Annotated in this window: 11 protein-coding genes; 9 read left to right on the forward strand and 2 right to left on the reverse strand. The window is 73.4% G+C overall.

From position 1 onward, the window contains the following. Positions 1-241 precede the first annotated feature (241 nt). The 4 genes from L615_RS24535 to L615_RS22715 all read left to right on the forward strand — a co-directional run bounded on the left by L615_RS24535 (position 242) and on the right by L615_RS22715 (position 6,602). The gene (locus L615_RS24535; protein ID WP_261376834.1) at positions 242-1,123 is read left to right on the forward strand and encodes a PD-(D/E)XK nuclease family protein; all 882 of its coding nucleotides are present in this window, start codon (positions 242-244) and stop codon (positions 1,121-1,123) included. After that, positions 1,120-4,344, forward strand: coding sequence for an ATP-dependent DNA helicase (locus L615_RS22705; RefSeq protein WP_145726626.1), 3,225 nt, complete (start codon positions 1,120-1,122; stop codon positions 4,342-4,344). Before L615_RS24535 ends, L615_RS22705 begins: the two co-directional genes overlap by 4 nt. Positions 4,345-4,701: 357 nt before the next feature. Beyond that, positions 4,702-5,256 (forward strand): NAD(+) diphosphatase, encoded by a 555-nt coding sequence (nudC, locus tag L615_RS24540; protein WP_261376835.1) that lies wholly within the window; start codon positions 4,702-4,704, stop codon positions 5,254-5,256. 80 nt (positions 5,257-5,336) lie between these two features. After that, entirely contained in the window at positions 5,337-6,602 is a 1,266-nt protein-coding gene (locus L615_RS22715) for a hypothetical protein (RefSeq protein WP_145726630.1), read from the forward strand. Here the strand turns inward: L615_RS22715 and L615_RS22720 are convergent. After that, on the reverse strand, positions 6,592-6,840 hold the full coding sequence (locus tag L615_RS22720; RefSeq protein WP_028657138.1) for a mycoredoxin: 249 nt from the start codon (positions 6,838-6,840) through the stop codon (positions 6,592-6,594). The two genes, L615_RS22715 and L615_RS22720, sit on opposite strands and share 11 nt — an antisense overlap. Before the next feature lie 75 nt (positions 6,841-6,915). Between L615_RS22720 and L615_RS22725 the strand changes: the two genes are divergently transcribed. The 5 genes from L615_RS22725 to L615_RS23665 all read left to right on the forward strand — a co-directional run bounded on the left by L615_RS22725 (position 6,916) and on the right by L615_RS23665 (position 10,496). Continuing rightward, positions 6,916-8,994, forward strand: a complete 2,079-nt coding sequence (locus L615_RS22725; RefSeq protein ID WP_145726633.1) for an ATP-dependent DNA helicase UvrD2 — start codon at positions 6,916-6,918, stop codon at positions 8,992-8,994. A 184-nt stretch (positions 8,995-9,178) separates the two neighbouring features. Continuing rightward, positions 9,179-9,469 carry a hypothetical protein gene (locus L615_RS22730; RefSeq protein ID WP_145726636.1) on the forward strand — a complete coding sequence of 97 codons (291 nt, stop codon included), beginning with the start codon at positions 9,179-9,181 and terminating at the stop codon, positions 9,467-9,469. Between the two features lie 151 nt (positions 9,470-9,620). Then, a complete protein-coding gene (locus tag L615_RS22735; protein WP_028657135.1) occupies positions 9,621-9,896 on the forward strand; it encodes a WhiB family transcriptional regulator in 276 nt (91 codons plus the stop codon). Positions 9,897-9,966: 70 nt separating this feature from the next. Beyond that, a complete protein-coding gene (locus L615_RS23660) occupies positions 9,967-10,134 on the forward strand; it encodes a hypothetical protein (protein ID WP_186449988.1) in 168 nt (55 codons plus the stop codon). 197 nt (positions 10,135-10,331) lie between these two features. After that, on the forward strand, positions 10,332-10,496 hold the full coding sequence (locus L615_RS23665) for a hypothetical protein (RefSeq protein ID WP_186449989.1): 165 nt from the start codon (positions 10,332-10,334) through the stop codon (positions 10,494-10,496). Positions 10,497-10,527: 31 nt separating this feature from the next. On the opposite strand, the gene L615_RS22740 is transcribed toward L615_RS23665, so the two are convergent. Further along, the coding region (locus tag L615_RS22740) for a hypothetical protein (RefSeq protein WP_222430676.1) at positions 10,528-11,461 on the reverse strand (934 nt) is incomplete at its 5' end.

Genomic DNA, 11,461 nt, shown 5'->3' on the forward strand with positions numbered 1-11,461 from the left:
CGGCCGTCGCCTCGCCGGACGACGAGGGCGAGCAGCCCTCGCGGTTCATCGAGGAGGTCGTGCCGAGCGTCGACGCCATCCGGCGGATCAGCGGACGCCCGCCCCGTCCGCTGTCCCTGCCCGGGCTGGTGGCCGAGCTGCGTCGTACGGTTGCCGACCCCGAGGCCCCCGAGCCGCTCCGGGCCGCGGCCGCGCGCCGGCTGGCCCGGCTGCCGGCGAGGTGGTCGGCAGGCGGCAGCTGGTGCCGACGGCCGATCCCGCCACGTGGTGGGGCACGCGGGCCGCGTCCCGCTCGGAGGCGCCGATCCGGGAGGCCGACCGGCCGGTGCCGATCTCGGCGAGCATCCTCGACGCGATCGCCGCGTGCCCGACCCGCTGGTTCCTCGAGAAGGAAGCCGGCGGCGTCGCCCGCTCGCACCAGTCGGCCAACCTCGGCCAGCTCGTGCACGCGCTCGCCGAGCGGGTGGCCGACGGCAGCGTCGAGGCCGACCTCGACGTCCTCGTGGCCGAGGTCGACCGGGTGTGGGACCGCCTCGACTTCCGCACCCCGTGGTCCAAGGAGCGCGAGCACAAGCGGGTCCGCGCGGCGCTGGCGCGCTTCCTGGCCTGGCACGAGCGCAACCCGCGCCGGCTCCTGGCCACCGAGGCGAAGTTCGCCACCGTGGTCGCGATGGACGACGGCACCGAGATCAAGATCAACGGGTACGCCGACCGCGTCGAGCTCGATGGCGACGGCCGCGTCGTCGTGGTCGACCTCAAGACCGGCCGCGGCAAGCCCAGCGGACCGGCGGTGCGCGACCACGTGCAGCTCGCGCTCTACCAGTACGCCGTCGACGAGGGCGCCCTCGACGACCCGGAGCAGGGCCTCGAGGGGCTGCGGTCCGGCGGGGCGGAGCTGATCCAGCTCGGCCTCGAGGACGGCTCGGACGACGCGACCCGCCAGGAGCAGGACGTGCACACCCCGGACGGCCCCGAGCGGACCGCACTGCGCGCCCGGATCGCGCACGTCGCGCGGCTGCTGCGCGAGGAGACCTTCCCGGCGACCGCCGGCGACCACTGCCGCGACTGCGGGTTCGTCGCGCTGTGCCCGGTCAAGAGCCCCGGATCGGTGGTGGAGCGATGACCCGGCCGGACCACGGCATCCACACGCCGGAGGACCTGCAGGCCGCGATGCAGGCCAAGTTCCCGCCGAGCCCCGAGCAGTGGCGCGCGATCACCGCGCCGCTCTCGCCCGTGGTCGTCATCGCGGGCGCCGGGTCGGGCAAGACCACGCTGATGGCGGCGCGGGTCGTCTACCTCGTGCTGACCGGGCAGGTCCGGCCCGAGGAGGTGCTCGGCCTGACCTTCACCACCAAGGCGGCGGCCGAGCTGCGGCAGCGGGTCCGTGGGGCGCTGACCGCCGCGGGCGTCCTCGACGTGCGCCGCCCGCCGGGCGGGGCGCCCGACGAGGAGGAGGTGCTCGAGCCGACGGTCGCGACCTACAACGCCTACGCCGCCGGCCTGCTCACCGACCACGGCCTGCGGATCGGCCACGAGCCCGACACCCGGGTGATCACCGACGCAGCCCGCTACCAGCTCGGTGCCCGCGCGGTCGACCGGTACGACGGCGCGGTGGCCAAGCTCTCCGATCACCCGCCGACGGTGATCCAGAACCTCCTCGCCCTCGACGGTGCGATGAGCGAGCACCTGGTTGGCCCCGAGGACGTGCTCGCGTTCGACGACGTCGAGCGCAAGGCGTTCCAGCGGGCCCTGCTCGAGGAGAAGGCCGGCAAGGACCGCAAGACCTACACCGGCGCGGTCGAGAGCGCGATCGACGTGATCGACAAGCGCGCCGAGCTGCTGGGCCTCGTGGCGTCGTACCGACGGTTGAAGCGGGACCTGGGGCTGATGGACTTCAGCGACCAGATCGCGCTCGCCGCGCGGCTCGCCGTCGAGCAGCCCGACGTGGGGAAGGTCGAGCGCGGGCGGTTCAAGGTAGTGCTCCTCGACGAGTACCAGGACACCTCGGTCGCGCAGGCCACGATGCTCGCCCGGCTCTTCGGCGAGGGCCACCCGGTGATGGCGGTCGGTGACCCCAACCAGGCGATCTACGGCTGGCGCGGTGCCTCGGTCTCCAACATCATCAACTTCCCCGAGGTGTTCCCCGCGGCCGACGGCCGCCCGGTGCCGGTGCTGCCGCTGACGGTCAACCGGCGCTCGGACACCCGGATCCTCGACGTCGCCAACGCCCTGGCGAAGCCGCTCATGGAGAAGTACGGCGACAAGGTCGCCGAGCTCAAGCACGGCTCGAAGGAGCCGGGGTCGGTGGGCGTGAAGGTCTTCGAGACCCACCGCGACGAGCTCGCGTGGCTGGTCGACCAGGTCAGGGCGACCCACGACGCCGGGACGCCGTGGTCGCAGATCGCGGTGCTCAGCCGCGACAACCAGCACGGCGAGGCGGTCTTCGACGCCCTCGCCGGCGCCGACGTGCCGGTGGAGATCGTCGGCCTGTCCGGCTTGGTCCGGCTGCCGGAGGTCGCGACCGTCGTCGCGACCCTCAAGCTGGTGCAGGACGTCACCGACAACGAGTCGCTCTTGGCGCTGCTCGCCGGACCGCGGTGGGCGGTCGGCCCGCGCGACCTGCGGCTGCTCGGGCAGCGCGCGCTGGAGCTGGCCGGTCGCGGGGGGCGCGGCGAGACGGCGGCGACCATCCACGAGCAGCTGGTCGAGATCGCCGACGGCATCGATCCGGCCGAGGTCCCGTGCCTCGACGACGCGCTGGCCGACCCCGGGGAGGCGGCGTACTCGCCCGAGGCGCTCGAGCGGTTCGCCCTCCTCCGCGACGAGCTGCGCACGCTCCGTGCCGCGGTCGGGGAGCCGCTGCTCGACCTGGTCCGCCGGATCATCGACGTCACCGGCGTCGACGTCGAGCTCGCGTCGTCGGTGAGCAAGGCGGCGGCGGCCCGCCGGGAGAACCTCGACCTCTTCGTCAAGGCGGTCGCCGACTTCCAGGCCGTCGACGGCGACGTCACGCTGCCGGCGCTCATCGCGTGGCTCACCGCGGAGGACGAGGCGGGCAACGGCCTGGAGGTCGCCACCCCGTCCGAGGCCGACTCGGTGAAGCTGCTGACCGTGCACCGCTCCAAGGGCCTGGAGTGGGCGACGGTCTTCTGCGTCGGGGTGGGGGAGAGCCGCTTCCCCAGCACGCGGGGCAGGTCGCTGTGGCCGACCTCGCCGTGCGTGCTGCCGGCGCCGCTGCGCGGTGACGCGGCTGACCTGCCGCAGCTGCGCGGCCACGACAAGCCCGCGCTCGAGGCCTACCGCGCCGAGACCCGCAAGCACGAGGCGGAGGAGGAGCTGCGGCTCGGCTACGTCGCGTTCACCCGCCCGGCGCACACCCTGTGGGTGACGTGCTTCCTGTGGGGGCAGCGCAAGAAGCCGTTCGGCCCGTCCTCCTTCCAGGAGACGATCAAGGAGCTGTGCGAGGGGTGGGGCGAGCCGGTCGAGTGGCTCGAGAAGCCCGAGAACGGCACGCCCAACCCGCTCGACGCCGAGGACCCGTCCCGGCCGTGGCCGGTCGAGGGCGTCGGGGCGGAGACCGTCCGCCGCCTGGAGGCTGCGGCCCGCGTGCGCGCCGCCGTCCCGTCCGGTCCGGCGGGCAGCGACGAGCAGGACGAGGGCCTCGACCTCGTCGACGCTGCCCGGGTCGAGGAGTGGGACCAGGAGATCGACCGGCTGCTGGCCGAGGCCCGCGCCGACCGGTCGCTGGAGATCGAGGTCCCACTGCCGTCGTCGCTGTCGGCGACCGCGCTCGGCCGGCTGCGCGACGACCCCGACGGGTTCGCCCGCGAGCTGGCCCGTCCGATGCCGCGCCCGCCGGCCCCGGCTGCCCGGTTCGGCACCCGCTTCCACGCCTGGGTCGAGGCCCGCTTCGGCCAGCAGGGGCTGTTCGAGCCCGACGAGCTCGAGGGCCGCGCCGACGCCGGGATCGACGACGACAGCGACCTCAAGGAGCTGATCAACCGGTTCGAGGCCGGGCCGTTCGCGACCCGCGAGCCGACGGCCGTGGAGGCGCCGTTCGCGCTGGTGCTAACTGGTCCCGGCGGCGGGCGCCAGGTCGTCCGCGGCCGGATCGACGCGGTCTACACCGAGCCCGACGGGTCCTTCCTCGTCGTGGACTGGAAGACCAACGCCCGCCAGGACGCCGACCCGCTCCAGCTCGCGCTCTACCGCCTGGCCTGGGCCGAGCTGCAGGGCGTCCCGCTCGAGCAGGTCCGTGCCGCCTTCCACTACGTCCGCACCGGCGACACGGTCGTGCACGACGGGCTGCCCGACCGGGCGGGCATCGAGGACCTGCTGGCGTGAGCGGGCGTGGCGTCACGTCCTAGGCTCGTGGTGTGACGTTCCCGCACCTCTCGCTCGTGGCGGACCCGCACGACCGCCTCGGGCTGCTGCGCACCGACGAGGCCTGGCTGCAGGAGCGCTGGGCGGACCCGGCCAGCCGCGTCCTGGTCATCTCCGGCACCCGGGTGAAGCCCGGCCCGGACGGCCTGGAGTGGGTCCCGACCGCGGACGCGCCGGACGGAGTACGCGTGCTGCTGGGCGACCGCGGCGGCACCACGTGGTGGGCCGTGATCGTCGGGGGNGCCGCTGCGCGGGCTGCTGCCCCACCTCACCGGGGACGCGGTCGCGCACGCGCCGCTGGTCTTCCACGCCATCGGCCTGGCCGAGTGGCACTGGGCGACCCGGTTCTGCCCGCGCTGCGGCGGCGGGCTCGCGCCGCGTGCGGCCGGCCACGAGCTGGTCTGCACCGACTGCGGCAAGCCGCAGTTCCCGCGCTCGGACCCGGCGGTGATCATGCTCATCGCCCACGGCGAGCCGGGAGCGCCCGACGAGCGCTGCCTGCTCGGGCGCGGCGCGACGTGGCCGGCGGGCCGGTTCAGCACCCTGGCCGGCTTCTGCGAGCCGGGGGAGGCGCTGGAGGACGCGGTGCGCCGCGAGGTGCACGAGGAGACCGGTGTCGTCGTCGGCGACGTGACCTACTTCGGCAACCAGCCGTGGCCGTTGCCGTCGAGCCTGATGCTCGGCTTCCAGGGGCGTGCGCTCACCGAGGAGATCCGCCTCGACGACGACGACGTCGAGGACGCGCGCTGGTTCACCCGCGAGGAGATGCGCCGCAAGGCGGAGTCCGGGGCGCTGGTGCTGCCGGGCGGGGTCTCGATCAGCCGCTCGCTCGTCGAGGACTGGTACGGCGGCCCGCTGCCCGGCTCCTGGTGAGCGTCCCGGCCGCGGTCGGAGGCTGATCAGGGACACGCGTCCCTGTCATCCGGGACGCCGGGCCCGCGAGGCTCGTCGGCATGTCCCTGCACCGCATCGCGTCCCTGCTGTCCCTCACCGCGCTCGCCGCGGCCTCGGTCCTGCCCGCCGTCCCGGCGTCCGCGGCGCCCGAGCCGGCCTCCACCACCGTCACCGCTGCCACCGGGTCGATCGTCCTCGTCCGCGGTCACAACGTCTGGCTCACCCGGCCCGACGGCACCGGTGCCCGGGCGGTGACCGGGGACGGGACCGCCGCGTCGCCGTACGAGCACCCGACGATGTCGGACTCCGGGGGGATCGCGGTCCGCAAGGGCAGCACGTTCGTGCGGATGCGCCAGGACGGGACCGTGCTCAACCGGATGACGCCGCGCAACCTGTTCCTCCGTGACAGCGACACGGTCAGCATCACCCCGGTCCTCGACCCCGAGATCTCGCCGGACGGCACGAAGATCGCCTACAGCCAGGTCCGGCTGCAGAGCTACAGCGGCCGCCTCGTCAGCGAGGCCCTCACCGGGGTCACCGACGCGACGGGCTGGGTCGGGCCCGACCGGTACGGCATCGTCGAGGGCTGGCAGCCCAGCTGGGTGACGAAGAGCCGGCTGGTGCTGAACGTCGACGGCGACGTCCACCTCGCCGACCTCGGGAAGCGCGACGTCGCGTGGTTCCGCTCCGGCGACCTCTTCGGCCGTTACATCGAGCTCGGCCAGCCGGAGGTGTCCCGCGACGGCACCCGCGTCCTGTTCGGGGCCTCGGACCACGGCGTCGTCATGAAGACGAGCGTGGGCGACCCGCGGACGGGGACCCCCGCCCCGCCGACCGCGACGCCGGACTGCGCGATCACGCCTGACGAGGGCGAGGTGGGAGCCGTCGACCCGTCGTTCGGGCCGGACGGGGACTCCGCTGCCTACAGCGAGGACGGCGACCTGTGGGTGGTCCGCGGCCTGGCGGCCTGCGGCCCGGGGACGACGATCACCCGCATCGTCGCCGGCGGCAGCCAGCCGGACTGGTCGCCGGCGCCGCTCTCCGCGCCGCGGCGCACGTTCACCCTCGCCCGGGCGCCGAAGGTGACCGGCAAGGCCGTCGTCGGCAAGCGGCTGCGCGCCTCCGCGGGGACGTGGAGCCCGTCCCCGGCCCGCGTGGCCTATACCTGGCTGCGCAACGGCAAGGTCGTCAAGGGACGCACCGGGGCGACGTACCAGGTCGGGCGCGCCGACCGGGGCAAGAAGATCAAGGTCCGGGTCACCGTCCGCCGCAGCGGGTACGTCGCCCGGACGGCCACCTCGAAGGCGGTGCGCGTCAGGCGCTGAGCTGCTCGAGCTTGGCCTTGACCTGGGCGACGCTCGGGTTCGTCTGGGCGGTCCCGTCGCTGTAGACCAGCGTCGGGACCGTCTGGTTGCCGTTGTTGGCGGACTCCACGATGGCCGCTGCGTCCGGCTGCTGCTCGATGTCGACCATCTCGTAGGAGATGCCCTCACGGTCGAGCTGGCTCTTCAGCCGCTTGCAGTAGCCGCACCACGGGGTGGTGTACATCGTGAAGGAGCTCATCGAAGTGTCGCCTCCGGCGTCTAGGGTCGTTCTCTCGACCACTCAACCATCCTGCTGAAGGAGTTGTTCCACCGCATGCCCGCCACCGACCCCATCGAACGGCTGCTCTCCGCCCTCGACCCCGAGCAGCGACAGGTGGCGGAGACGCTGCGGGGACCGGTGCGGGTGCTCGCCGGGGCCGGGACCGGCAAGACCCGGGCGATCACCCACCGCATCGCGCACGGGGTGCACACGGGTGTCTACGCACCGACCGAGGTGCTGGCGGTCACGTTCACGACCCGGGCGGCCGGTGAGCTGCGGCAGCGGCTGCGCCAGCTCGGCGCGCCGGGCGTCCAGGCGCGGACCTTCCACAGCGCCGCGCTGCGCCAGCTGCGCTACTTCTGGCCGCACGTGCACGGCACCGAGCTGCCCGAGCTGACCGAGTCGAAGCTCGGCATGCTCGCCGCGGCCTGCCGCCACATCGGCATCCGCGCCGAGCAGGCGCAGCTGCGCGACCTCGCCTCCGAGATCGAGTGGGGCAAGGTCAGCAACGTCCGCCCGGAGGGCTACGCCGCCATCGCCGAGCGCAACGGCCGCGGCGTCGACGGGCTCACCCACGCCGACGTCGCCCGCGCCTTCGAGGCCTACGAGGACGTCAAGCGCGAGCAGGGCCGCATGGACATGGAGGACGTGCTGCTCCTGACCGCCGGGCTGCTCGACTCCGACGAGCGGGTCGCCGCCCAGGTGCGCCGGCAGTACAAGTGGTTCGTCGTCGACGAGTTCCAGGACGTCTCGCCGCTGCAGTCGGCGCTGCTCGVCCTGTGGCTCGGCGGCCGCGACGAGCTGTGCGTGGTCGGCGACCCGGCACAGACGATCTACTCCTTCGCGGGCGCGGACGCGTCGTACCTCCGCGACTTCCCGAAGAAGTACCCCGGCACCACCTCGATCGAGCTGGTCCGCAACTACCGCTCCACGCCGCAGGTCGTCGAGCAGTCCAACAAGCTGCTCGCCGGCACGCCGAGCGCGGGGGTCGAGCTGCGCTCGCAGCAGCCGTCGGGCTCGACCGTGCGCTACGTCGGGGAGCCCGACGAGGTCGCCGAGGCCCGCAGCGTCGCCGACCGGGTGGCGAAGCTGCACCGCGCCGGCACGCCGTACGGCGAGATGGCGATCCTGTTCCGCATCAACGCCCAGTCGGAGACGTTCGAGGACGCGCTGACCGACCGCGGCATCCCCTACGTCGTGCGCGGTGCCGCCCGCTTCTTCGACCGTCGGGAGGTGCGCGAGGCGGTCACCCGGCTGCGCGGTGCCGCCCGCTCCGGCGAGGCCGACGGGCAGCCGTGGGTCACCGTCGTGCGTGGCGTGCTCGGCGGGATGGGCTGGACGGCCGAGCCGCCGACCGCGCGCGGGCAGGCCCGCGACCGCTGGGAGTCGCTGCAGGCGCTGGTCGACCTGGCCGACGACTTCGCGACCGAGCGCGGCGTCGAGGCGTCGGTCTCCGCCTTCGTCGAGGACCTCGACCGGCGCGCGACCGAGCAGCACGCCCCGACCGCCGACGGCGTCACGCTGGCGACCTTCCACGCGGCGAAGGGCCTGGAGTGGGACGCGGTGTTCTGCTGCGGCGTGCAGGACGGCACCGTGCCAATCACCTATGCCAGCCAGGAAGGCGCACCCGCCGGTGCGGTGGAGGAGGAACGGCGGCTGCTCTACGTCGGGATGACCCGTGCCCGCAAGGAGCTGATGGTGTCGTGGGCCGCGGCACGCAACCCCGGCCAGGCGCCGCGGCGCCAGCCGTCGCGCTTCCTGGTCCCGCTGCTGCCCGCCTCGCAGCAGCCGCAGGCCACCCGCGGACGCAGCCGCGTCGCGCGCTGCCGCGACTGCCTGCAGCCGCTGGCGACGGCGGCGGAGAAGAAGCGCGGCCGGTGTGCGCACCACCCGACCCGTTACGACGAGGAGCTCTTCGACCGGCTCAAGGCGTGGCGCCTCGAGACCGCCAGGGAGGCGGGGGAGGACGGCAAGCCGCTGCCGGCGKACGTCGTCTTCACCGACGCCACGCTCGAGCTGATCGCGGAGCAGAAGCCAACGACGCTCACGGCCCTGGCCAAGGTCAACGGGGTGGGCCCGAACAAGATCGAGAGGTACGGCCAGGCGGTGCTCGACCTCGTCGCCGAGGCCTGATCAGGTGTCTTTCCGGGGCGTTTCCCGGGCCGCTTCGAGGTCCCTCGAAAAAAGTTCGGAAAAACCCCGATAAATCATTTGCACCGCCAGATCAAGGACCGTTACGGTCGTCAGGCAACATCAGCTAGCGCACCACGGCCCTGGCAAGGCCGGCGCACGATTGGCACCGAAGGAGGTGGCCCTCATGGAGAACATCACGATGATCCCGATGACCGACGTCAACGCTCTCGCGCTGACCGCGTCTGCCTGCGCCACCTCTGCCCTCGCGACCCTTGCGGCCCAGGGCATTGCCGTGCGTCCCGCCGCCGCTTGGGCGGTCGAGGGCACCCGTGTGCCGTTTGCCGACGTGTACGCCGTCGCCGCCATCGCGGCTGACGTGCAGTCCGTCAAGCGGGACCGCGCCGGCGAGATGGGGCACCGCGGCTTCACGACCGCAGTCGTCCCGGGTTCACCAGCCTGGAGTCATCCGAACTGATCTGACATCAGCTCGGCAGCCTCCAGGCCGCGGAACCCGAAACCGGGATCCGCGGCCTTCTTGTTTCTCACGACCTGAGGAGCGAAGGCCCCCGGATCCCTCCTGAGGAACCGACCAACGCGATCAGGTCAACAAGAGGAGGTGAAAGCTGATGACGACCAGTGTTCTCGAGCCGACGCTGGACGAGCTGCTGCCTTGTCGTCTCAACGACGCCGAGCTGTGGTTCGCCGAGTCACCGTCGGACGTCGAGTCCGCCAAGGCCCTCTGCAAGGAGTGCCCGGTCCAGGAGATGTGCCTGGCCGGCGCGCTCGAGCGGCGCGAGCCGTGGGGCGTGTGGGGTGGCGAGCTGTTCCTGGCCGGCGTGGTGATCCCGCGCAAGCGGCCGCGGGGCCGCCCGCGCAAGGACGCCACCGTCACCGCCGCGTGACCGGCACCGGGCCTACCGAGCAACGACCAACCAACAAGAACTTCCAGACCTTCTGAGAAAAGAGAGACCCATGAACGGGAACATCAGTGAAGACCTGGCGCGTGCGCACATGGCCGCGCGCCTGGGAGAGGCGCACCAGCTGCGCGAGGCCCACCGTGTGGCCCGCGCCCGCCGCTTGAGCCGCAAGGCCGAGCGTGCCGCGCAGCAGGCTCGTCTCGCACTCGCTCGCGCACTCTGAATCCAGGCCGGGGTCCCGCCACGGACCCCGCCGGCGAGACGGACGTCATCGCCACTGTCCTCCTCGGAGGCACACCTGATCGCGGGTGAGTAGAAGGGCCGGGACCGACCACCGTCGGTCCCGGCCCTTCGCATCTTTTCGGTCACGACCTGCCGTCGCCCGGGCTGGGGCGTGCACCCTGCTCCTACGCTGGAGAGGTGAGCGTCACCTGTGACTACTGCGGCCGACGCGCCCCGGGCGACGAACCGCCGCTGACCTGGACCTCCGCGGTCGAGCGGGGGCGGGTCCGCCGGTTCTGTGACGAGTGCTCACGCACCCACCTGCGCTCGATGGAGGCGAAGCTCGACAGCGAGTGGTGGTGACGGCACTCTCGCTGCGGGTGCCGGCGGTGGGTCAGCCGAGCAACGCCGGCTCGTCCCACGCACAGCCGCACTCGGGATGCCGGCCCCAGCGCACCTCCAGCGGCCCGGAGGCCGGCCCGAGGTCGAAGGTCGTCGACCACGTGCTCGGCTCGTCCCCCTCCACGTAGCGGGCCAGGTCGCGCACCGCCCACGCCAGCACCATCGTGTCGAGGACCGGGTCCAGCGGCGGCGGTCGTTCGACGGCTCCCCGGGCGGCCTGCGCCAGCAGCAACGGCCGGCGCGCGTCGTGCAGGCTCTCGTGCGCGTCCACGCACCGCACGCAGGCCGTCTGCCCCGGCTCCACGAACGGACCGACTCGCCGCCCGCCGGCATCGCCGGTGACCAGGAGGTGCGGCACGGCGTCGCGCACCAGCGGGTCGAGGAGCTCCCGGTCCACCGGCCCGCTGGTCACGACGAGGTGCACCGCGGGAAGGTCGCCGTCGCTGGCACGACGCAGCCCAGCGCGGGTGAGCAGCGGCTCGACGAGCAGGGTGGTGGCGGGGTCCGCCCGCACCGCCACCGGTGCGGCCCCGTGCACCTCCAGCCGCCGCTCCGCGTCCTGGCCGAACTGGGCGCGCAGGACCTGGAGGGCAGGGTCCGGCAGCTCATCTGCTGGGACGGCGACGACCAGCCCTGCTGCACGCAGCCGGTCCAGCTGCGCCACCTGGGCCGGCGAGCGCTCGGCGTCGACCTGGGGAACGCCGGAAGGGCGCGTGAGGGCGTCGAGGAGGCACTGCACCTCCGGCTCGTCGGGCACCAGCACCCGCGGGCCGTCGAGCCCGACCTGCAGCACCCCGGGCTCCCTCGCCATCACCGGCGTGGCCGGGCGCAGGACGAGCCGCTCGCCGCCTTCGCTGCCTGTTGCTGGCATGTCCAGCAGGGTCGCACTCCTCGGCTGGAGCTGCTGGAGGCTGTCCACAGGCCGC

Origin of the sequence: Nocardioides sp. J9, assembly GCF_007829375.1 — a bacterium.
GTDB lineage: Bacteria > Actinomycetota > Actinomycetes > Propionibacteriales > Nocardioidaceae > Nocardioides.

What these genes read in the sequence shown, in the direction of transcription:
- L615_RS22730 (WP_145726636.1), top strand. Translation starts at nt 9,179, where the DNA reads ATGGAGAACATCACGATGATCCCGATGACCGACGTCAACGCTCTCGCG.
- L615_RS23660 (WP_186449988.1), top strand. Translation starts at nt 9,967, where the DNA reads ATGAACGGGAACATCAGTGAAGACCTGGCGCGTGCGCACATGGCCGCG.
- L615_RS22720 (WP_028657138.1), bottom strand. Translation starts at nt 6,840, where the DNA reads ATGAGCTCCTTCACGATGTACACCACCCCGTGGTGCGGCTACTGCAAG.
- L615_RS22705 (WP_145726626.1), top strand. Translation starts at nt 1,120, where the DNA reads ATGACCCGGCCGGACCACGGCATCCACACGCCGGAGGACCTGCAGGCC.
- L615_RS22715 (WP_145726630.1), top strand. Translation starts at nt 5,337, where the DNA reads ATGTCCCTGCACCGCATCGCGTCCCTGCTGTCCCTCACCGCGCTCGCC.
- L615_RS22735 (WP_028657135.1), top strand. Translation starts at nt 9,621, where the DNA reads ATGACGACCAGTGTTCTCGAGCCGACGCTGGACGAGCTGCTGCCTTGT.